The sequence below is a fragment of the Stenotrophomonas sp. yr243 genome, from assembly GCF_900184195.1.
Taxonomy (GTDB): domain Bacteria; phylum Pseudomonadota; class Gammaproteobacteria; order Xanthomonadales; family Xanthomonadaceae; genus Stenotrophomonas; species Stenotrophomonas lactitubi.
This window is the reverse complement of sequence record NZ_FXWT01000001.1, coordinates 1021723-1043882: the sequence shown is the minus strand read 5'-3', so window position 1 is coordinate 1043882 and position 22160 is coordinate 1021723. Positions and strand designations below refer to the sequence as shown.

Sequence of the window (22160 nt, the reverse complement as noted above, 5' to 3'; positions counted from 1 at the left end):
TCGGGTCGCTCAGCTGGAAGCGTTGCGGATCGCATCCGGCAGTGGCGCACTCTTGCCGGTCTGCGTGTCCATCCACACCACCACCACGTTGCCGTCCGAATACAGCCTCGACTCATCCTGCTGGTCGACGATGCGATGACCGATGGTCACGCTGCTGTTGCCCAGGCGTTCGACGAACAGCTCGACCAGGATGTCGTTGGGCCACACGATCGGCAACCGGTAGTTGACGTTGGTGGCAGCCACCACCGGTGCGATGCGGTCGGTCATCGACACGCCTTCCACGCCCAGCATCCAGCGCACGCGCGCTTCTTCCAGGTAGGAGATGTACTTGGCGTTGTTGACGTGGCCCATGCTGTCCATGTCACGCCAGCGCACGCTGATCGGAATGCGGGCCAGGATCTTGTGTTCGCTGCTCATCAGGCGTCCTTCTTCTTGGTGCTGGCCGCGGCGGTCTTGCTGGCCTTGCCGGTGCTCTTGGCGGCCGCTGCCTTCTTTGCCGGCTTCTCGGGCTTCACCTTGCGCGGCGGGCGCGCATCGGGCTTGTTGGCCACGGCGGCCGGCTGGTCCGGTCGCGCACTGGTGGAGGGCAGCATCCGGGCGAGGAACTGGCCGGTGTACGAATCCGGGCATGCCGCCACGTCTTCCGGCGTACCGGTCACCAGGATGGTGCCACCGCGATGACCGCCTTCCGGACCCAGGTCGACGATCCAGTCGGCAGTCTTGATGACGTCCAGGTTGTGCTCGATCACCACCACCGTGTTGCCCTCGTCGCGCAGCTTGTGCAGCACGCCGAGCAGCGCTTCGATGTCGTGGAAATGCAGGCCGGTGGTCGGCTCGTCGAGGATGTACAGGGTGCGGCCGGTATCGCGGCGCGACAGTTCCTTGGACAGCTTCACGCGCTGCGCTTCACCGCCAGACAGCGTGGTCGCGCTCTGGCCCAGCTTGATGTAGCTCAGGCCGACATCGACCAGGGTTTCCAGCTTGCGGGCGATGGATGGCACCGGCTCGAACAGCTTCAACGCATCTTCGACGGTCATTTCCAGCACGTCGTTGATGTTGAAGCCCTTGTACAGGATCTCCAGCGTTTCGCGGTTGTAGCGCTTGCCATGGCAGACGTCACAGGGCACGTACACGTCCGGCAGGAAGTGCATCTCGACCTTGATCAGGCCATCGCCCTGGCAGGCCTCGCAGCGGCCACCACGCACGTTGAAACTGAAGCGCCCCGGCGAATAGCCGCGCGCACGCGATTCGGGCACCTGTGCGAACAGTTCGCGCAGCGGCGTGAACAGACCGGTGTAGGTGGCCGGGTTCGAGCGCGGGGTACGGCCGATCGGCGACTGGTCGATGTCCACCACCTTGTCGAACAGGTCCAGGCCATCGATCTCCTTGTAAGGGGCGATCGGGTGCGAGGCGCCGTTGATCTCGTTGGCAGCCAGCGAGAACAGGGTGTCGTTGATCAGGGTCGACTTGCCCGAACCGGACACGCCGGTCACGCAGGTCAGCAGCCCCGCCGGAATGGCCAGGTCCACCCCCTTCAGGTTGTTGCCGGTGGCGCCACGCAGATGCAGCGTCATCTTCGGGTCCGGCTTGTGCCGGCGCGCCGGGATCTTGATCGCGCGCTTGCCCGACAGGTACTGGCCGGTCAGCGAACGCGGTGCATCGAGGAGGTCCTGCAGGCTGCCCTTGCCGACGATCTCGCCGCCATGCACGCCCGCGCCCGGACCGATGTCCAGCACGTAATCGGCCAGGCGGATCGCATCTTCGTCATGCTCGACCACGATCACCGTGTTGCCGAGGTCGCGCAGGCGGGTGAGGGTGCCCAGCAGGCGCTCGTTGTCGCGCTGGTGCAGGCCGATGGACGGCTCATCGAGCACGTACATCACGCCCACCAAGCCGGCACCGATCTGGCTGGCCAGGCGGATACGCTGTGCCTCGCCACCGGACAGGGTGTCGGCCTTGCGCTCCAGGGTCAGGTAATCCAGGCCGACGTCGACCAGGAAGCCGAGGCGTTCGCCGATCTCCTTGACGATCTTCGCGGCGATCTCGCCGCGCCAGCCCGGCAGGCTCAGTTCGCTGAAGAACTTCAGGGCTTCATCGATCGGCAGCACCACCAGTTCCGGCAGCGGGCGGTCGGCCACGAACACGTTGCGCGCGGCCTTGTTCAGGCGTGCGCCATTGCACTCGGGGCAGGCATGCTCGCTGATGTACTTGCCGAGCTCTTCCTGCACCGCCGCCGATTCGGTTTCCTTGTAGCGGCGTTCGAGGTTGGGAATGATGCCTTCGAAACGATGCTTGCGCTGGGTGCGGCCACCGGCCTCGGTGAAATAGGTGAAGGTGATCGCTTCCTCGCCACTGCCGTACAGCACGGCCTGCTGCACCTTTGCCGGCAACGAGTTCCATGCCGCGTCGGTGTCGAACTTGTAGTGCTTGGCCAGCGAGGCGATCAACTGGAAGTAATAGGCATTGCGGCGATCCCAGCCGCGCACCGCACCGGCGGCCAGGGAAAGCTCGGGATGCACCACCACGCGCGAGGGATCGAAGAACTCGGCCATGCCCAGCCCGTCGCAGCCGGGGCAAGCGCCCATCGGTGCGTTGAACGAGAACAGGCGCGGCTCCAGTTCGGGCAGCGAGTAGTCGCAGACCGGGCAGGAATACTTGGACGAGAACAGGGTAGGGGTCGCACCGGCGTCGTCCAGCGACTGCACCGATGCCATGCCATCACCCAGTTTCAGGGCCGTTTCGAAGCTCTCGGCCAGTCGCTGCTTGATGTCTTCGCGCGGGCGGAAGCGATCGATCACCGCTTCGATGGTGTGCTTCTGGCGCAGTGCCAGCGGCGGCACCGCATCGATTTCGTACAGTTCGCCATCGACGCGCACACGCACGAAACCCTGCGCGCGCAGCTGGTCGAACACCTGCGCGTGCTCGCCCTTGCGGTCGCGGATCACCGGTGCCAGCAGCATGTAGCGCTGTTCCGGGTCCAGCGTCAGCATATGGTCGACCATCTGGCTGACCGTCTGCGCCTCCAGCGGATAGCCATGATCGGGGCAGCGCGGGGTGCCGACGCGTGCATACAGCAGGCGCAGGTAGTCGTAGATCTCGGTGATCGTGCCGACCGTCGAGCGCGGGTTGTGCGAGGTCGACTTCTGCTCGATCGAGATCGCCGGGGACAGGCCTTCGATATGGTCCAGATCCGGCTTTTCCATCACGCTCAGGAACTGCCGCGCATACGCCGACAGGGACTCGACGTAACGCCGCTGGCCCTCGGCATAGATGGTGTCGAACGCCAGCGACGACTTGCCCGAACCGGACAGGCCGGTGATCACGATCAGTTTGTCGCGAGGCAGGTCGAGGTCGATGTTCTTGAGGTTGTGCGTCCGCGCGCCGCGGATGCGGATGAAATCCATCGCCATGGGGAATCCGGTTGTGGGGGCGTGGCTGGGCCGCCGGGCCAGCGAAAGGGCGGCAATCGGTCAGCCTACCGAGGTGACCAGATGGGGGCAATGGGCGACAATGCCAGCCTGGTGTCTCACCTCGTGAGACCGGCCGACAGGCAGGGGTCAGATCCCTTTTCACGTGGTGAAAAGGGATCTGACCCCGTTCCGGCCCGGCCTCCAGAGCCGTTCAGGTGTTGACTTGACCCGTCCCCGGTGGTCCACGTACAATTCCGCTCCTGTCCGCCCTCGACGGCGGCAGTCCATAGACCACAATAACTACAGAGGAAGTCTGGTCATGTACGCAGTACTGGTCACCGGCGGTAAGCAATACCGCGTGGCGCAGGGCGAAAAGCTCCGCATTGAAAAGCTCGAAGTCGAAGTCGGCAGCGAGATCAAGTTCGACAACATCCTGCTGCTCGGCGACAGCGATGGCATCAAGATCGGCGACGCCCTGAGCGGCGCTGCGGTCACTGCCACCGTCCTGTCCCAGGGTCGTGCCGACAAGGTCCGGATCATCAAGTTCCGTCGCCGTAAGCACCACATGAAGCGCCAGGGTCACCGTCAGTACTACACCGAAATCGAGATCACCGGCATTGCCGGTGGCAGCAAGTAAGGAGATAGGTCATGGCACATAAAAAAGGCGTAGGCTCTTCGCGCAACGGTCGCGACTCCAACCCGAAGTACCTCGGCGTCAAGATCTTCGGTGGCCAGGCCATCGAAGCCGGCAACATCATCGTGCGTCAGCGCGGCACCCAGTTCCACCCGGGTTCCGGCGTCGGCCTCGGTCGTGATCACACCCTGTTCGCCCTGACGGACGGCAAGGTGGAGTTCACCGTGAAGGGCCCGAAGAAGCGTCGCACTGTCAGCGTCGTCTCGGTCGAAGCCTGATAAGGCTGCGTCCGGCGCCCATGCCTCGGCATGGCCGTGCTGGATGAAGAGCTCGCTGCATGAAGAGCCCCGCTTCGGCGGGGCTTTTCGTTGGAATCAATGGTAAAACGGGCATTGCCCGGTTGTCGGCCAGCGGCCGGCACTACATCAAGGTGGCGGCGTGCATGCCGCGCCCATCGCAGGCATCGAAACAATGAAACTGGTAGACGAAGCAGAAATCGAAGTGTTCGCCGGCAACGGCGGCAACGGCTGCATTGGCTTCCGTCGCGAGAAGTTCATTCCGCTCGGCGGCCCGGACGGCGGCGACGGCGGTGCGGGCGGCAGCGTGTGGATCCGCGCCGACGAAAACCTCAACACCCTGGTCGACTTCCGCCATGACCGCATCTTCAAGGCGCAGCGCGGCGAGAACGGCATGGGCCGCCAGGCCTATGGCAAGGGCGGCGAAGACATGGTCATCACCGTGCCGGTCGGCACCGTGATCATCAACGTGGCCACCGATGAAATCATCGGCGACCTGACCCAGCATGGCGACCGCCTGCTGGTGGCCAAGGGCGGCCGCGGTGGCCTCGGCAACATGCATTTCAAGAGCTCCACCAACCGCTCGCCGCGCCAGGCGCTGCCGGGTGAGCCGGGTGAAGAGCGCACGCTGAAGCTGGAGTTGAAGCTGCTGGCCGACGTCGGCCTGCTGGGCTTCCCCAATGCCGGCAAGAGCACCCTGATCCGTGCGGTCTCGGCGGCGACGCCGAAGGTGGCCGATTACCCGTTCACCACGCTGTACCCGAACCTGGGTGTGGTGAAGGTGGAAAACTACCGCAGCTTCGTGATCGCCGACATTCCGGGCCTGATTGAGGGTGCGGCCGACGGTGCCGGCCTGGGCGCGCAGTTCCTGCGCCACCTGCAGCGCACCCGCCTGCTGCTGCACCTCGTCGACATCTCGCCGATGGAAGGTGGTGTGGAAGGTGTTTCCCCGGTCGAGCAGGTGCGTGCCATCGAGCGCGAACTGGAAAAGCACGATCCGGAGCTGCTGGTCAAGCCGCGTTGGCTGGTGCTGAACAAGGCCGACCTGATGTTCGAGGACGAGGCCAAGGCCGCTGCCGAGAAGATCGTTGCCGAGCTGGGCTGGAAGGAGCCGTGGTTCCTGGTGTCCGCACTGGGTCGCGAGGGCACCTTCCCGATCATGAGCCGGATCATGGCGTTCTTCGATCGCCAGAAGGAAGACGAGCTCGAGGCGGCCCGCAACGCGCAGTAATGCCGGTTGTGGTTCCCGTGGAAAAACCCGGCTTCGGCCGGGTTTTTTGTGGGTGCCGCTCTTCTGTAGAGCCGAGCCCATGCTCGGCTGCTGTTCGCGCGGCCAGCCGAGCATGGGCTCGGCTCTACAGAGGCGGAAACTGCAGGCAACAAAAAACCCGGCCGAAGCCGGGCTTTTGCGTGCTGCCGGAGCCGGAGCCCCAGCAACCAACCGGATCAGGCGGCCTGGAGGGCCTTGATGCGGTCGTTCAGGCGGCTCTTGTGGCGAGCAGCCTTGTTCTTGTGGATCAGGCCACGCGCGCTGAAACGATCCAGGATCGGCTGGGCAACGGCGAAGGCGGCTTGAGCGCCGGCGGCATCGTTGGCGTCCAGCGCCTTGATCACTTTCTTGACAGCGGTGCGCAGCATCGAGCGCTGAGCCACGTTGCGCGCGTTGCGCACGACGGTCTGCTTGGCGCGCTTCTTGGCGGACTTGATATTGGCCACGGTGGTGGTTTCCTGAAAAATCGGTGTTATGGGAACAGCAAGCTAGCTAGTATGATGGCGTAAGAAATGTACGTCAAGTCGATTGTCAAGAGGGACGTTGAGTGAGTTCACCCAAGATGTTGCGGGGCCTGCTGTCGTTCAGCAGCATGACCATGGTCTCGCGGGTTCTCGGCCTGGTCCGGGACCAGGTGGTGACCTCGACCTTCGGCACCAACGCCATCACCGATGCTTTCTGGGTCGCCTTCAGGATACCCAATTTCCTGCGCCGGCTGTTCGCCGAGGGCTCCTTTGCCACCGCATTCGTGCCGGTGTTCACCGAGGTGAAGGAAACCCGCAGCCACGCCGAGCTGCGTGAACTGATGGCGCGTACCGCCGGAACCCTGGGCGGCGTGCTGATGCTGGTCACCGCGCTGGCGCTGATCTTCGCGCCGCAGCTGGCGTCGGTCTTCGCCAGTGGCGTCGACACCGACCCTGCCAAGCAGGGCCTGCTGATCGACCTGTTCCGCCTGACCTTCCCGTTCCTGCTGTTCGTCTCGCTGACCGCCCTGGCCGGCGGTGCGCTGAACAGTTTCCAGCGCTTCGCGATGCCGGCGCTGACGCCGGTCATCCTCAACCTGTGCATGATCGCCGGCGCGCTGTGGCTGGCGCCGCGGCTGGGTGGCACACCGGAAAAGCAGATCCTCGCCCTCGGCTGGGCCGTGCTGGCCGCCGGCCTGCTGCAGCTGCTGTTCCAGCTGCCCTCGTTGAAGGGTATCGACCTGCTGACCCTGCCGCGCTGGGGCTGGAACCATCCGGGCGTGCGCAAGGTGATGACGCTGATGGTGCCGACCCTGTTCGGCTCGTCAGTGGCGCAGATCAACCTGCTGCTGGATACCGTCATCGCCGCCAAGCTGACCGATGGTTCGCAGTCCTGGTTGTCGCTGGCCGATCGCTTCCTGGAGCTGCCGTTGGGCGTGTTCGGCGTGGCCCTGGGCACGGTGATCCTGCCGGCGCTGGCCCGGCACCACGTCAGCACCGACCGCGAAGGCTTCTCGCGCTCGCTGGACTGGGGCCTGCGCATGACCCTGCTGATCTCGGTGCCGGCCATGCTCGGCCTGCTGCTGCTGGCCGAGCCGCTGATCTCCACGATCTTCCAGCACGGCCAGTTCACCGCCTTCGACACCCGCATGACGGCGCTGTCGGTGTACGGCCTGAGCTTCGGCCTGCCGGCCTTCGCGCTGCTGAAAGTGGTGCTGCCTGCCTTCTACGCGCGCCAGGACACCAGAACGCCGGTGCGTGCCGGTGTCGCCGCGCTGGTGGCCAACATGGTGTTCAACTTCGCCCTGCTGGCGGTGCTGTACCAAGTGATGGTGCCCGATGAGCTGAAGGCGCAGGGGCTGATGGCCGCCCTTGGCAAGCAGCCCGGCCTGCACCTGGCGCTGGGCATTGCCAGCGCGCTGTCCAGTTACCTGAACCTGGGGCTGCTCTGGTACTGGCTGGGCAAGACCGATGTCTACCAGCGGCGTCCGGGCTGGGGCGGCTACCTGCTGCGCCTGCTGCTGGCGTGTACGGCGATGGTCGGCGTGCTGCTGGCCCTGCTGTACTGGCTGCCGGGCTTCTCGTCGATGGGCGTGTGGGAGCGGATCGGTGCTCTCGGCCTGCTGGTCGGCGGTGGCGGTCTGACCTATCTGCTGGCGATGGTGGCGATGGGCTTCCGCCCGCGCGACCTGCGTGGGCATTGATCGTGGCTCCCGGCGGCTATACTTCAGGGTTACACCATTGAAACGGCGGGCTGCGGCCGGCCGGAACGAGAGTTGATGAGCAGGCTGTTCAGAAGCGTCGAGGGCGGGGAGCTGTTCCCCAACGGAAGCGTGGTCTGCATCGGTGCATTCGACGGCCTCCACCTGGGGCATCGTGCGCTGGTGCGGCACGCGGTCGCGCGTGCGCGCGCCTTGGGTGTGGCTGCGGTGGCGGTGGCCTTCGAGCCGTTGCCGCGTGAGTTCTTCGCCCAGGGCACGCCGCCTCCGCGGTTGACCCTGGCTCGCAGCAAGGTCGAGATCCTGCGCGAACTGGGCGTCGATGCGATCGGCCTGCTGCGCTTCGACGCGGCGATGGCGGCAATGCCGGCCGAGGCATTCGTACGCCAGCTGCTGGCCCAGCGCCTGAACGCCCGCGAGGTCTGGATCGGGCCGGAGTTCTGTTTCGGCAACCGTCGCCGTGGCGATCTGGCCCTGCTGCAGGCGCTGGGCGCCGAGCTCGGTTTCAGCGCCGGCGAAATCGAAGCGGTCGACCTGCATGGTGATCGCATCTCCAGCACCCGTATCCGCCAGCTGCTGCAGGAAGGTGACTTCGCCCGTGTCGGCGACCTGCTGGGTCGTCCCTATTCGATCAGCGGGCGGGTGGTGCGCGGGCGCCAGCTCGGCCGTACGCTGGGCTTCCCCACCGCCAACCTGCGGTTCCCGAAGACCCCGGCGTTGTCGGGCATCTACGCGACCTGGGTGCACGGGGTGTTCGACCAGCCGTGGCCGTCGGTGTCCAGTTTCGGCACCCGGCCGACCGTGGACGGCGTGGAGCCGCTGCTGGAAGCGCACCTGTTCGATTTCCAGGGCGACCTGTACGGGCGCCACATCGAAGTCGAATTCGTCGCCAAGCTGCGTGATGAAGAGAAATTCAACGATCTGGCGGCGCTGACCGACCAGATGCACCGCGACGCCGAACAGGCGCGTGCCATCCTTTCCGAACATAGATTGCGAGCCACTGCGTGAGCCAGGACTACAAGACCACCCTCAACCTGCCGGCCACCGAATTCCCGATGCGCGGCGACCTGCCCAAGCGCGAGCCGGGCATTCTGGCGCGCTGGGAAGAGCAGGGGCTCTACCAGCAGCTGCGCGACAACGCCGCCGGCCGCCCGCTGTTCGTGCTGCATGACGGCCCGCCGTACGCCAATGCGCGCATCCACCTGGGCCATGCGGTCAACAAGATCCTCAAGGACATCATCGTCAAGTCGCGCTACCTGGCCGGCTTCGATGCGCCCTACGTGCCGGGTTGGGACTGCCATGGCCTGCCGATCGAAATCGCGGTGGAAAAGAAGTGGGGCAAGGTCGGGGTGAAGCTCGATGCGGTCGAGTTCCGGCAGAAGTGCCGCGAGTTCGCCGAGGAGCAGATCGACATCCAGCGTGCCGACTTCAAGCGCCTGGGCGTCACCGGCGACTGGGACAACCCGTACAAGACCCTGAGCTTCGATTTCGAGGCCAACGAGATCCGCGCGCTGTCCAAGATCGTGGCCAACGGCCATCTGTTGCGCGGCGCCAAGCCGGTGTACTGGTGCTTCGACTGCGGCTCGGCACTGGCCGAGGCCGAGATCGAGTACCACGAGAAGACCTCGCCGGCGATCGACGTGGCCTACGCCGCGCGTGATGCGCAGGCGGTGGCGCAGGCGTTCGGTGTCAGCCTTCCGGCCGATGTCGAAGTGGCGGTGCCGATCTGGACCACCACCCCGTGGACGCTGCCGGCTTCGCTGGCGGTGTCGCTGGGCGCGGACATCCGCTACGTGCTGGCCGAAGGCCCGGCGCACAACGGCAAGCGCCGTTGGCTGGTGCTGGCTGCCGCGCTGGCCGAGCGCTCGCTGCAGCGCTACGGCGTGGACGCGGTGGTGCTGCACGGTGAAGCCGAAGGTTCGGCGCTGGAAAACCAGCTGCTGGCGCACCCGTTCTACCCGGAGCGCGAGATCCTCGTGCTCAACGGCGAACACGTATCCGACGAGGACGGTACCGGTGCGGTGCACACCGCCCCCGGCCACGGCCAGGAAGACTACGTGGTCAGCCAGAAGTACGGCCTGCTGGACAAGTACAACGCTGGTCAGATCACTCCGATCGACGGCCGTGGCGTCTACCTGGAATCGACCCCGCCTGCAGGCGACGTGGTGCTGGCGGGCCAGCACCTGTGGAAGGCGCAGGAGGGGATCGTGCAGGTGCTGCGTGACAGCGGCGCACTGCTGGCCTTCGTCGAGATCCGCCACAGCTACCCGCACTGCTGGCGGCACAAGACGCCGGTGGTGTTCCGCGCCACCCCGCAGTGGTTCATTTCGATGGACAAGGCCAACCTGCGCAACGATGCGCTGGCCGCCATCGACACCGTCGGCTGGTTCCCGAGCTGGGGCAAGGCGCGCATCCAGAGCATGGTCGATGGCCGCCCGGACTGGACGATCTCGCGCCAGCGCACCTGGGGCGTGCCGATCGCATTGTTCACCCACCGCCAGACCGGCGAGATCCATCCGCGTTCGGTGGAGCTGATGCAGCAGGTGGCCGACCGCGTTGAAGCCGAAGGCATCGACGTGTGGTACTCGCTGGATGCGGCCGAACTGCTGGGCGCCGAAGCAGCCGATTACGAAAAGGTCACCGACATCCTCGACGTCTGGTTCGATTCCGGCGTGACCCATGAAGCGGTGTTGGCCGCACGTGGCTTCGGCAAGCCGGCCGACCTGTATCTGGAAGGCTCCGACCAGCATCGCGGCTGGTTCCAGTCCTCGCTGCTGACCGGCGTGGCCATCGACAAGCGCGCGCCGTACAAGCAGTGCCTCACCCACGGTTTCACCGTGGACGAGCACGGCCGCAAGATGTCCAAGTCGCTGGGCAACGGCATCGAGCCGCAGGAAATCATGAACAAGCTGGGCGCAGACATCCTGCGCCTGTGGATTGCCTCGGCCGACTACAGCAACGAGATGTCGCTGTCGCAGGAAATCCTCAAGCGCACCGCCGACGCCTACCGTCGCCTGCGCAACACCGCCCGCTTCCTGCTGGGCAACCTGGACGGTTTCGATCCGGCCCAGCACCTGCGCCCGCTCAACGAGATGGTCGCGCTGGACCGCTGGATCGTGCATCGCGCCTGGGAGCTGCAGGAGAAGATCAAGGCGGCGTATGACAACTACGACATGGCCGAGATCGTGCAGCTGCTGCTGAACTTCTGCAGCGTGGACCTGGGCTCGCTGTACCTGGACGTGACCAAGGACCGCCTGTACACGATGCCGACCGATTCGGATGGTCGTCGTTCGGCGCAGAGCGCGATGTACCACATCGCCGAAGCGTTCACCCGCTGGGTGGCGCCGATCCTGACCTTCACCGCCGACGAGCTGTGGGGCTATCTGCCGGGCGACCGTGCCGGCCACGTGCTGTTCACCACTTGGTACGAGGGCCTGGCACCGCTGCCGGCCGATGCACAGCTCAACGCTGCCGACTTCGACCAGCTGCTGGCCGTGCGCGAACAGGTGGCCAAGGTGCTGGAGCCGATGCGCGCCAATGGTGCGATCGGCGCCGCGCTGGAAGCGGAGATCACCATCGCCGCCAGCGAAGAGCAGGCCGCACGCTGGCAGCCGCTGGCCGATGAACTGCGTTTCCTGTTCATCAGCGGTGACGTGCAGGTGCGTCCGGCGACCACCGACGAGGTGTTCGTCAGCGCCCAGCCGACGCAGAAGTCCAAGTGCGTGCGCTGCTGGCACCACCGTGCCGACGTTGGCAGCAATGCCGACCACCCGGAACTGTGCGGCCGCTGCGTGACCAACATCGCCGGTGCCGGCGAAGTGCGGAGCTGGTTCTGATGGCCGCCCCGCGCCCGCATCCCAACGCACTGATCTGGCTGCTGCTGTCGGCAGTCATCATCGGCCTGGACCAGTGGTCGAAAGCCTGGGTGCTGTCGAGCCTGCCGGAGTTCCAGCCGGTGGTGGTCATCGACGGCTTCTGGAACTGGTACCGCACCTACAACACCGGTGCAGCGTTCAGCTTCCTGAGCGATGCCGGTGGCTGGCAGAAGCACTTCTTCACCGTGCTGGCGATCGCCATCAGCGGCCTGATGGCCTGGTGGCTGCGTGCGACTGCCCGTGGCAACTGGAAGGCTGCCGTGCCGTACGCGCTGATCATCGGCGGTGCGATCGGCAACGTGATCGACCGCCAGGTGCATGGTCACGTGGTGGATTTCATCCAGTGGTACGTCGGCGAGCATGTCTGGCCGTCGTTCAACATCGCCGATTCGGCCATCGTGGTGGGTGCCGTAGGCATCGCCCTGTTTGGCCTGTTCGACGGCAAGTCCGCCCAAAAGGCGGATAATGCCAACCCGAAACCGTAAGCCGGCCGCTGCCGGGAGACTGAACTGATGGATGTGCTGCTCGCCAACCCGCGTGGATTCTGTGCCGGTGTCGATCGTGCGATCGAGATCGTCAAGCGTGCGATCGAAACGCTGGGCGCGCCCATCTATGTCCGCCATGAAGTGGTGCACAACCGCTTCGTGGTCGATGACCTGAAGCAGCGCGGCGCGATCTTCGTCGAAGAACTCGACGAAGTACCGGACAACAACACCGTCATCTTCAGCGCACATGGTGTTTCCCAGGCCGTGCGCCTGGAAGCCGAGCGTCGTGGTCTGAAGGTATTCGACGCCACCTGTCCGCTGGTGACCAAGGTCCACTTCGAAGTCGCCCGTCACTGCCGTGCCGGCCGTGACGTGGTGCTGATCGGCCATGCCGGCCATCCGGAAGTGGAAGGCACGATGGGGCAGTGGAACCGCGAGGCGGGCACCGGCCAGATCTACCTCGTCGAGGACGTGGAGCAGGTGGCCACGCTGCAGATCAACCAGCCGGAAAACTTCGCGTACACCACCCAGACCACGCTGTCGGTGGACGATACGCGCGGCATCATCGAAGCCATGCGCGCGCGTTTCCCGGCGATGCAAGGGCCGAAGAACGATGACATCTGCTACGCCACGCAGAACCGCCAGGACGCCGTGCGCGACCTGGCCAAGCGCTGCGACCTGGTGCTGGTGGTGGGTTCGCCGAACAGCTCCAATTCCAACCGCCTGAGTGAGCTGGCCCGCCGTGAAGGCGTGGAGAGCTACCTGATCGACGGTGCGCACGAGATCGATCCGGCCTGGGTGCTCGGCAAGCAGCATATCGGCGTGACCGCCGGTGCGTCGGCGCCGCAGGTGCTGGTCGATGGCGTGCTGGCGCGTCTGGCCGAGCTGGGTGCTTCCGGCATCGGTGAGCTGGACGGCGAGCCGGAATCGATGGTGTTCGCGCTGCCGAAGGAACTGCGGCTGCGGTTGGTTGACTGACTGATAGCGCTACGGCCGGGTGCGCATCCGCGACTGGTAGTGCGAACCCTCGACTGGTGGGTAAGCATCCGCGACTGGTGGGTGCGAACCTTGGTTCGCACGGCTTCTGGATGCACCTCATCCACGCATGGCGTGGATCTACCCGGTACTCCTCCGCTTTCCAGTAGATCCACGCCATGCGTGGATGCGGTCCGCCCTCGATGTCGCTGCGGTGAGGCTTTGCTGCATCAGGTCGATGCACTGGCAACCATGACCTTCGGCCATGGGGCCCGGCAGCTCACAGGCCTAGCATCGGGGAATCCTCTGCTGCTGGAAGTTGCTGATGAAAACCCGTGCCCTGGTGATGTCTGTGTTGTTCGCGCTGGCGGCCACGCCCGCGCTGGCGCAGACCCCGCCACCGGTTGATGCCGCCGCCCCTGGCCTGCTGCGCATTGACGTCGACGCACGCGACCTGGCCCGGCGCATCTTCAAGGTGACCGCCACCGTGCCGGCCAAGCCCGGCCCGCTGACCCTGCTGTACCCGCAGTGGATTCCCGGCAACCATTCGCCCACCGGCCCCATCGACAAGCTGGCCGGCCTGCGGGTGACCGCCAACGGCAAGCCGTTGGCCTGGCAGCGCGACCAGTTCAACGTATACGCGTTCAAGGTGGACGTACCGGAAGGCGTGAGCGAGATCGTCGCCCACTTCGATTTCCTGTCCTCGCAGGGTGGCAGCCAGGGCCGGGTGGTGATGACCCCGGAAATGCTCAACCTGCAGTGGAATGCCAACTCGCTGTATCCGGCCGGCACGGACGCGCGCAACCTGCAGGCACAGGCCAGCGTGACCCTGCCCAAGGGCTGGGCCTATGCCACCGCGCTGGAAACCGCACGCCGCGATGGCGACACCGTGGTGTTCAAGCCGATCTCCTATGACCACCTGGTCGACTCGCCGTTGTTTGCCGGTGAGCATCACCAGCGCATCGACCTCGACCCCGGCGCGAAGGCGCCGGTGCATCTGAACGTGTTCGCCGACGATGCCAAATCGCTGAAACCGACCGACGCGCAGTTGAAGGTGCATCGTGCGCTGGTGCAGCAGGCCGACAAGCTGTACGGCGCGCGCCACTACGATCACTACGAATTCCTGCTTGCCCTGACCGATCGTCTCGGCGGCATCGGCCTGGAACATCATCGCTCCAGCGAGAACAGCGCCGATCCGGGCTACTTCACCGAGTGGGACAGCAATGCGTGGATGCGCGACCTGCTGCCGCATGAGTACACCCACTCGTGGAACGGCAAGTACCGTCGCGGTGCCGACCTGGCCACGGCCAACTTCAATACGCCGATGGGCGACAGCCTGCTGTGGGTGTATGAAGGGCAGACCCAGTTCTGGGGCCAGGTGCTGGCCGCGCGTTCGGGGCTGTGGACCACTGAGCAGGCGCGCGACATGCTGGCGAACGTGGCGGCAACCTATGACCGCGGCCGCCCTGGACTTGCGTGGCGCCCGCTGCAGGACACCACCAACGACCCGACCATCGCCCAGCGTCGCACGCTGCCGTACCGCAATTACCAGATGAGCGAAGACTACTACTCCGGCGGGCAGATGCTGTGGCTGGAGGTGGAGGGCAAGCTGCGGGGGCTGACCGGCAACCGCCGCAGCCTGGATGACTTCGCGCGTGCGTTCTTCGGCGTTGGCAACGGCGATTGGGATGTCAATCCGTACACCTTCGACGACGTGGTGGCGACCCTCAACGGCATCGCGCCGTACGACTGGGCGGGCTTCCTGCGCCAGCGCCTGGACGGGCACGGATCGCTGACCGGCGGCCTGGAACTGGCGGGCTGGAAGCTGGTCTACCGCGATGCGCCGAACGAGGCCTACAAGGCACAGGAAAAGCGCGCAAAGGCAGCGCTGCTGGCCTATTCGCTGGGCGCGACGGTGCTCGACAGCGGTGTGGTCGGCGATGTGATCTGGGACAGCCCGGCGTTCAATGCTGGCCTGGCGCCGGGCATGAAAGTAATCGCCATTGGCGGTCGCGAGTACAGCAGCCAGCGCCTGAAGGATGCGGTGGCAGCAGCGGCCACTGACAAGGCGCCGATCACGCTGCTGGTCAAACAGTTTGACCGCATCGACACGATGAAGATCAACTATCACGGTGGCCTGCAGTATCCGGTGCTGGAACGCATTACCGGCCGCCCGGACCGCCTTGCAGAGCTGTGGAAGGCACGATGAAGCTGCGCACGCGCGATGGGTTGATCCTGGTGGTGGCCGTGCTGGCCATCGTCGGCGCCTACCTGGACGGCGACGGGCGGTGGTTGCACTGGTTGGCCAAGCCGGCGACCACGTTGCTGATCGCCGCCATCGCCTGGCAGGCGCGGCCGGTGGCGGATGCGTTCTACCGGCGCGCGGTGCTGGCCGGCATGCTGCTGTCCTGCGTGGGCGATATCGCGCTGATGCTGCCGGTCGACGCGTTCGTGCCGGGGCTGGTTGCCTTCCTGCTTGCGCATCTGTGCTACATCGCCGCGTTCCGCGCCGGCCTGCGCGCAGGCCGCGGATTGCTCGCTGCCTTCGTTCTGCTTGCCGTATTCGCTTCGATCAACGTCGCCGGCCTGTGGCCACATCTGCCGCTGCCGATGCGCATTCCGGTGTTGGCCTACGTCGTGGTGCTGGCCGCCATGGCGGTGCTGGCACTGGCCCGTTACTGGAAGCGGCCGCACGCCGATGCGCTGGAAGCGGGCAGTGCGCGTTGGGCTGCCGGCGGCGCACTGCTGTTCGTGGCCAGCGATTCGTTGCTGGCATGGGATCGCTTCGGCGGCGGCCTGCCGATGGCCAGCCTGCTGGTGTTGTCGACCTACTACGCCGCGCAGTACGCCATCGCCCGCTCGGTGAGATAGCAGAAAAGGGGACGGAGGGAATCAAGTCGCTGCCGCTCTCGTTGAGCCACTTGCGACTTGATCCCCTCCGTCCCCTTTTTCTACTGCAGGTTGCCCTTGGCGTCGTAGCGCAGGCGCACGGTCTGGCGGTCGCCCGCCACTTCATCCGGCAACCACACCAGCTTGCCGCCCTTGCGGATGACCACATACACATGGCCGACCTGGGCCGGCGTACGCATCAGGGCATTGCGCTGCTCCTGCAGAGCCTGCGTCACCCGTGGCACGGCATCGAAATCGATGTTGGCCAGTGCGGTGCTGCTGCGGCGAAGGCTGATGGTCGGCGCGAACTGTTGCGGATTCACCGCATCGCCCTTGCGCCACTGCCCGCGTTGGTAGTGGTAACCATCCACGTGGCCCGGCTGCTGTGGATCGACCAGGTCGATGTCGATGCGGCCGTCGTCATGGAAGTGGATGCTGTGGAAGACGACCAGGCGTTCGCCGGCCAGTCCGGGCATCGCTTCCAGCGCCTGCCGTGCAGCCTGCAGGCGCTCGGCGTCGAGCAGCAGGTTCGGCCGCGTGCGCGCGGGTACCTGCATCGGTTCGGGTACCGCCCGTGGCGTGGCGATGGCCGTGGTGCGCAACGGTTGCTCCCAGGGGTATTGCTGTGCTGCATCCGCAGGCGTGGTCGATGCAGCGCTACGCAGGGTCGCATCAACGGTCTGCAATGCGCCGCCCGCCGTGGCGACACCGGCCAGGGCCAGCACCACTCCAGCGAACACCAGCGGTGTGGACACGGGCCGCTTCACGCGTGCTCCATGCGCACGCTGCGGCGATCATCCGGGTCGTACAGGATGTCGACCTGCCCACGTGGAATGTTGGCCAGGTCGAGCAGCGCAACGAAGCGGCGCACGCTGGCCTGCTGCGCGTTGCCCTCGCGGTCGAGATATTCCAGCTGGAACTCCACCTGCGGTTGTTCGTTGACGTAGGTGCCGGTCTGGCGCACGTCGAGCACCCGCGCTTCGGCACCGATGCCGCGGTACTTGAGGGCTTCGCCGCGCGCGTCGATCTGCAGTGTGCCGGCCAGCAGTCGCGCCAGCAGGCGCAGGGCGATCAGGTAGCTGCACAGCACCAGCGGGCAGATCAGCAGTGGATGACCGAAACCCAGGAATGTCCAACCCATGCCATCGCTTTGCAGCCGGTAGGCCATGACGTACGCAGCAGCGACCATGACGATGCCGATCAGGCCGCCGATCGCGCGGCGCCACAGGCTGGCGCTGTCCAGTTCCGGTTGCGCTCCTTCCAGCATCAGATTGGGCGAGGGGCCCGGCGTGCGGCTGAGCAGCACGCCCAACTGCCTGCCCACGGCAAAACGCTGCAGCTGTGGCTTGCTGTCGACCACGACCAGCGTTTCGGTGATCGGCGTGCCGGACAGGTTGTTGAAGGCCAGTTGCAGCCGCCACTGCGCGAAGCCACGCACCTGCACGCCGGTCTGTTCGGCCTGCTCGATGCGCGCGCTGCGTGGCTCGCCGTCGGCGAGGATGCTGCGCACGCGTTGCAAGGCACGCGGTGGCGCCAGCAGCAGGTAATGCAGGAAGGCGTATAGCAGCACCAGCCACAGCGCCAGCGACGCCGCCAGCAGGCCCAGTGCCAGCCCTGGCGCGCTGCGGTCGCCCACGTCCAGCGGCCCGCTGGTGCCGAAGTAGATCAGGCAGGGGAAGGGCAGCGCGAAGAACAACATGAGCGCGCCCAGGAACCAGAGGTAGGCTTTCATGACTCGCCTTCGACGCCGTGGAACAGGCGGCGTAGGGTACTACGCTCAGCGGAATTGCAGGGTCAGCAGGAAGTAGCGCCCCAGTGGATCGTCCAGCCCGGGCATCTGCCCGCCACTGCCGACAAGGTAGTTCACCGGCCGCGTATCGAGCAGGTTGTGCACGTCCAGAGCGGCAATCACGCGCGGGCTCAGCCGGCGCGCCAGATGCAGGTTCCAGCGCAGCTGCGCAGGGTTCATGCAGCGGCGCTGGTCATGCTGCTCCTGCGTGCAGGCTTCACCGGCCAGCCATGCGCGGGTGCGGCCGACGCGGTTGCCACGCACGGCGATGTCCCAGGATGGGTTCTGCCACTGTACGTTGAGGATGCCCGCGTTCGCCGGCGTGGCATGCCCGCGCAGGTCCACCGATTCGCCATGGCTGCGATCACGTCGCAGCTCCTGCTGTTTCAATGCATCCAGCGAGAACAGCCACTGCCCGTTGCGGCCGGCATCCACCCGATACTCGCCGCGCAGCACCCAGTTGCGCGAGGTGGTGCGGCCGATGTTGTCGAATGACAGGCGAAGATCACGCAGGCGGCCCTGCTCATCCAGCTCCCAGGTACCGGGATTCCACAGTGCATCGCTGGGTTGCAGGGCCAGGATCTCGTCGCGCAGTTCGACGATGTTGTGGGTCAGCGACAGCGAGAACGCATCGTTGGGTGTCCAGCTGGCGGCCAGCGAGTGGCTGCGCGAGGTCTCGGCTTTCAGCGCATCGTTCTCGACCACTTCTACTTCCACCGCGCAGCCGCCGCCGCGCAGCGGGCGCGCGCACGGCGGCAGGGACGCCGATGCGGGCAGGGGATACAGGCCGAAGTAGCCCGGCGGCCGCCGCCGCTCGAAGATGCTGGGTGCGCGGTAGCCGCGGCCACTGGCCAGCAGGAACGACCAGTGCGGGCTCGGGCTCCAGCGCAGGCCGGCACGCGGCGAGAACGCGGTGTCACCGCCATCGCGGTCCAGCCGCGCGGCCACGTCCAGGCGCAGCGTCGGCGCCAACGGCAGGCCCAGTTCGGCGTAGGCGGCGTTGCTTTGCCGCGACAGCCGGCGTTGCTCCAGCGGCAGGCTCAGCGCCAGCTCGCCCTTGCCCAGCAGCGGATCGGGCAGCGACGTCCAGCGCTCGCGGCGCAGGTCGATACCGGTGGCCAGTTGTGCGGCGCCGCCGGGCAGTGTCATCAGGGTGCGCTGCATGCCCCACCAGCCCTGCCACTGTTCGGTGCGTCCGCGGTTGTGGATGGCCGGGAACAGCTCCTCTGCCAGCCCCGGTGGCAGGGTGGAAAAGCCGGGTAGGAAATCCAGCGTTCGTGCGGCCTCCAGCAGGCGTTCGCTGCGCACGGTACCTTCGGTGCGCAGGTCCACTTGGCTGCGCTGCGCGCTGAGGCCGGCATCCCAGCTGCGGCCCGCGCGCTCACGGCCTATGCCGACGCTGAGGTCGCCTTCGGTGGCATGCACGCGCGGGCGCACTTCGCCGCCTTCCTGCAGGACCACATTGAGGATCGCGCCACGGCTGAATTCGAGTGCAACGGCGGTCGGGCCCAGTTCAAAACGCTGGCGGTTGTGACTGGCGCGTGCTTCCACGTAGGCGTAGCGTCCGTCACCGCGTTCGTGGCGATAGCGCAGGTAGCCGGACAGCGTTTCCGATGCCGGTTGCAGCGAACGCGGACGTGCGCTGTCGAGCCAGCAGCCGTCGTCTTCGCGCTGCAGCGGCGGATGGCACTGCGTGGCAGGGAGGTAAACACCGTTGGGTATGATCAGCCCGATCGGGTACAGCGAGGTTTCCGCATGCCAGTCGCGCTGGTCACCGGCCACATGCTGGAGGCGATGCAGGTCGATGCCGGCGAACCAGCGGTCGCCACCTTCGCGCACGCCACCGGTGGCTGCCTGCACACGGTACTGGTCGCCATCGCCACGGCTGCTGACCCCCGATTGCAGGGTGGCCTCCGGCCCCTCGGCCTGGTCGCGCAGGATGATGTTGACCACGCCGGACATTGCATCGGCGCCGTAGATGGCCGAAGCACCGCCACGCACCAGTTCGATGCGCTCGACGAAGCTGAGCGGAATGCCACCCAGATCGGTCAGCCCACCTTCTTCCAGAGAGACCATCGGATAGCGCGGCAGGCGCCGGCCATTGACCAGGAACAGGGTCGCGCGCGGGCCCATGCCGTCCAGGCTGGTGGTGGCTGCCGCGCCGACCGGCAGGTACAGCGAATCACCACTGCGCGAGGTGCTCAGTGGCGGGTGGCCGTTCATGCCGGGTAGGTGGCGCAACAGGTCGAACAACGTGCCGTAGCCGCTGCGCAGGATGTCTTCGCGGTCGATCACCGTTACCGGCAGCGTGGTCTGCACGGAGGTGCGCGGCAATCGGCTGCCGGTGACATGGATCGGTGCCAGTTCCACCTGCACCGGCTTCGGTGGCGCCGGCGGTGGTGGCCGCCGTACTGGCTGCGCGACCACTGCGGGCGGGGCAGCATGCCGGCGCACCACGAATCCGCCGCTGGGTGTCTGCAGGATGTTCACCGGCATGCCGGCGACGAGCTGCTTCAGTGCGGCAGCCGGCGCCAGCGAGCCGGCGACGCCGCTGGTGCGCAGGTCGGTCAGTTCACGTGCGTCGAACACCAGGGCGATGCCACTCTGGCGTGCCCATTGCTGCAAGGCCGGCGGCAGGGCGCCGGGAGCGATCCGGTAGTCGACCTGGGTGACTGCCTCGGCAGCGCCTGTCGTGGCCGCCACACCGGGCACCAGCACAACGCACAGCAGGGCCTGCAGCAGGCCCCAGCGCAGCATGTCCCAACGAAGCACACCCGGCGCCGGCATCCGCCGCCGCCTCAGTAGGTGCGGCGCAGTTCCAGCGCGCCATCCGAGCGCGGCTGGCCAGCAATGGACCACCCCAGTTCCAGGGCGGAAAGCAGTTCGTGCGCGTCGCCTGCGCGGAAGGTGCCGCTGACCGCGAGGTCGGCGATATCCGGGTCGGCGACCACCAGTGGCGTGCTGCCATAGCGGTTCATGCGTTCGACCACGGTGGCCAGGGGCGTGCCGTCGAACACCAGCTTGCCCTGCGGCCAGGCCTCGGCGGCGGCTGTCGAGGACAGCTGCGGGCCCGGCTGGATCTTCCCGGAGGCCAGGACCTGCAGCTGCTGGCCCGGCGAGAGCGTGTGCTGCGCGTTGCCACTGGTGACTTCCACCACGCCTTCCAGCAGCGCGACTTCGACCCGGCCGTCAGCCAGGCGTTCAACCTGGAAGGTGGTGCCGATATCGCGGATTGAACTGCCCCCGGCCTGCACCCGCAGCGAGCGCGATGACGGTTCGACCTGCAGCTGGATGCGGCCCTGTTCCAGTGCCAGTTCACGTTTGCGCCAGCCGAAGCGTGCGGTGAGCGTAGTGCCGGCGTCGAGCATGGCGATGCTGCCATCGGCCAGCGTGCGCTGCTGCGGCAGCAGGCTGGCGTTGGCATAGGTCAGCGGTGTGGGGTTGCCATCGGTGTACAGCATCCAGCCCAGGCCAACGGCGAGGCAGATGCCGGCAGCGGCGGCGACACTCGGCAGCCAACGCCGCTGCGGCCTGCGCGCTGTGCGTGCAGCCGCTGTGCGCAGCCACGGGTCGCCGGCCAGGCCGGCACTGCGCTGGTGCAGCTTCTCGGCCTGCACCCATGCGCTGACGTGCGCGGGATCCTCGGCCAGCCAGTCCTCGAAGGATTGACGCTCTTCAGGGCTGCAGTCGGGGGCTTCCAGCCGGGCTACCCAGGCGCTTGCGTGTTCAAAAAGCAACGTGTCATCCCTGTTGTCGTTGCGGATCATTCGGTGTCTCCATCATTGTGGAGAGGATCGGGGCCCAGCTCCTTGCGCAGGCCCTGCAATGCACGGGCAATGTGTTTTTCCACGGTCTTTGCGGTGATGCCGCAATGCCGGGCGATCTGTGTATAGCTCATCCCGCTGATGCGGTTGAGCAGGTACACCTCGCGGGCACGTTCGGGAAGCTTGAACAGTGCCTGGCGCAGCAGGGCGAGCATCTGCCCGGATTCTGCCTGACGCAGCGGATCAGGAGAAGCACTGGCGGCTTCTTCGTTGCCGTCGCGTTCGGTCAGCGACAGGTGGTTGCGCGATTGCGGCGAGCGCCCGCGGTCTGCCAGGCGGTTGCGGGCGATGCGGTACAGCAGCAGCCGCAGTTCCTCGGTGTCGTGTGCGCGGTAGCGGATCAGGCGCTCCATGCAGTCCTGGGCGATGTCCTCGGCATCCTCGGGACCGACACCGCGGGCGCGCAGGAAAGCGCACAGCGGCGCGCGTTCCTCACGTACGAAGGCAATGAAGACGTCCGGAATCCCAGGCAGTTCCGGCGCAACACGGAGCAAAGGGGAGGGCACGGACAGGGGAGGGCCTCGGACGACA

Annotated in this window: 18 protein-coding genes; 10 read left to right on the top strand and 8 right to left on the bottom strand. The window is 66.3% G+C overall.

Annotated elements, in window-relative coordinates; all coding sequences use genetic code 11:
* Window positions 1-9: 9 nt before the first annotated feature.
* Both QOL57_RS04915 and uvrA read right to left on the bottom strand, forming a co-directional pair.
* Entirely contained in the window at window positions 10-417 is a 408-nt protein-coding gene (locus QOL57_RS04915) for a thioesterase family protein (protein ID WP_089239570.1), read from the bottom strand.
* A complete protein-coding gene (gene uvrA / locus QOL57_RS04910) occupies window positions 417-3410 on the bottom strand; it encodes an excinuclease ABC subunit UvrA (protein ID WP_089239572.1) in 2994 nt (997 codons plus the stop codon). Before uvrA ends, QOL57_RS04915 begins: the two co-directional genes overlap by 1 nt.
* Before the next feature lie 319 nt (window positions 3411-3729).
* Between uvrA and rplU the strand changes: the two genes are divergently transcribed.
* From rplU to obgE, 3 genes are all read left to right on the top strand, one after another.
* Window positions 3730-4047, top strand: a complete 318-nt coding sequence (gene rplU, locus QOL57_RS04905; RefSeq protein WP_004148331.1) for a 50S ribosomal protein L21 — start codon at window positions 3730-3732, stop codon at window positions 4045-4047.
* Window positions 4048-4058: 11 nt separating this feature from the next.
* A complete protein-coding gene (rpmA, locus tag QOL57_RS04900; protein ID WP_089239574.1) occupies window positions 4059-4322 on the top strand; it encodes a 50S ribosomal protein L27 in 264 nt (87 codons plus the stop codon).
* Between the two features lie 193 nt (window positions 4323-4515).
* Entirely contained in the window at window positions 4516-5571 is a 1056-nt protein-coding gene (gene obgE / locus QOL57_RS04895; protein WP_089239576.1) for a GTPase ObgE, read from the top strand.
* Window positions 5572-5786: 215 nt separating this feature from the next.
* Here obgE and rpsT read toward each other — a convergent pair whose 3' ends face one another.
* Window positions 5787-6056: a 30S ribosomal protein S20 gene (gene rpsT / locus QOL57_RS04890; RefSeq protein ID WP_025873851.1), complete on the bottom strand. Its 270-nt coding sequence runs from the start codon at window positions 6054-6056 to the stop codon at window positions 5787-5789.
* 116 nt (window positions 6057-6172) lie between these two features.
* Between rpsT and murJ the strand changes: the two genes are divergently transcribed.
* The 7 genes from murJ (at window position 6173) to QOL57_RS04855 (ending at window position 15998) form a co-directional block, all read left to right on the top strand.
* Entirely contained in the window at window positions 6173-7777 is a 1605-nt protein-coding gene (murJ, locus tag QOL57_RS04885) for a murein biosynthesis integral membrane protein MurJ (RefSeq protein WP_089239578.1), read from the top strand.
* A gap of 75 nt (window positions 7778-7852) precedes the next feature.
* Window positions 7853-8800 (top strand): bifunctional riboflavin kinase/FAD synthetase, encoded by a 948-nt coding sequence (locus tag QOL57_RS04880; RefSeq protein WP_089239580.1) that lies wholly within the window; start codon window positions 7853-7855, stop codon window positions 8798-8800.
* Window positions 8797-11628: an isoleucine--tRNA ligase gene (gene ileS / locus QOL57_RS04875; protein WP_089239582.1), complete on the top strand. Its 2832-nt coding sequence runs from the start codon at window positions 8797-8799 to the stop codon at window positions 11626-11628. Before QOL57_RS04880 ends, ileS begins: the two co-directional genes overlap by 4 nt.
* Complete coding sequence (gene lspA, locus QOL57_RS04870) at window positions 11628-12152, top strand: signal peptidase II (protein ID WP_089239584.1); 525 nt, start codon at window positions 11628-11630, stop codon at window positions 12150-12152. The genes ileS and lspA overlap by 1 nt, the downstream gene beginning before the upstream one ends.
* 27 nt (window positions 12153-12179) lie before the next feature.
* The gene (gene ispH, locus QOL57_RS04865; protein WP_089239586.1) at window positions 12180-13130 is read left to right on the top strand and encodes a 4-hydroxy-3-methylbut-2-enyl diphosphate reductase; all 951 of its coding nucleotides are present in this window, start codon (window positions 12180-12182) and stop codon (window positions 13128-13130) included.
* Between the two features lie 322 nt (window positions 13131-13452).
* A complete protein-coding gene (locus QOL57_RS04860; protein ID WP_089239588.1) occupies window positions 13453-15336 on the top strand; it encodes a M61 family metallopeptidase in 1884 nt (627 codons plus the stop codon).
* Entirely contained in the window at window positions 15333-15998 is a 666-nt protein-coding gene (locus QOL57_RS04855; protein WP_089239590.1) for a lysoplasmalogenase, read from the top strand. The genes QOL57_RS04860 and QOL57_RS04855 overlap by 4 nt, the downstream gene beginning before the upstream one ends.
* A gap of 80 nt (window positions 15999-16078) precedes the next feature.
* Here the strand turns inward: QOL57_RS04855 and QOL57_RS04850 are convergent, their stop codons facing one another.
* Genes QOL57_RS04850 through QOL57_RS04830 form a run of 5 tightly spaced genes read right to left on the bottom strand, consistent with a single transcriptional unit; the run spans window position 16079 to window position 22093 of the window.
* On the bottom strand, window positions 16079-16783 hold the full coding sequence (locus QOL57_RS04850) for a hypothetical protein (RefSeq protein ID WP_089239592.1): 705 nt from the start codon (window positions 16781-16783) through the stop codon (window positions 16079-16081).
* A complete protein-coding gene (locus QOL57_RS04845; RefSeq protein WP_089239594.1) occupies window positions 16780-17748 on the bottom strand; it encodes a hypothetical protein in 969 nt (322 codons plus the stop codon). The genes QOL57_RS04850 and QOL57_RS04845 overlap by 4 nt, the downstream gene beginning before the upstream one ends.
* A 45-nt stretch (window positions 17749-17793) precedes the next feature.
* Entirely contained in the window at window positions 17794-20562 is a 2769-nt protein-coding gene (locus tag QOL57_RS04840; protein ID WP_089241222.1) for a TonB-dependent receptor, read from the bottom strand.
* 41 nt (window positions 20563-20603) lie between these two features.
* Window positions 20604-21572, bottom strand: a complete 969-nt coding sequence (locus tag QOL57_RS04835) for a FecR domain-containing protein (RefSeq protein ID WP_089239596.1) — start codon at window positions 21570-21572, stop codon at window positions 20604-20606.
* Window positions 21569-22093 carry a sigma-70 family RNA polymerase sigma factor gene (locus QOL57_RS04830; RefSeq protein WP_089241224.1) on the bottom strand — a complete coding sequence of 175 codons (525 nt, stop codon included), beginning with the start codon at window positions 22091-22093 and terminating at the stop codon, window positions 21569-21571. Before QOL57_RS04830 ends, QOL57_RS04835 begins: the two co-directional genes overlap by 4 nt.
* Between the last annotated feature and the right edge of the window lie 67 nt (window positions 22094-22160).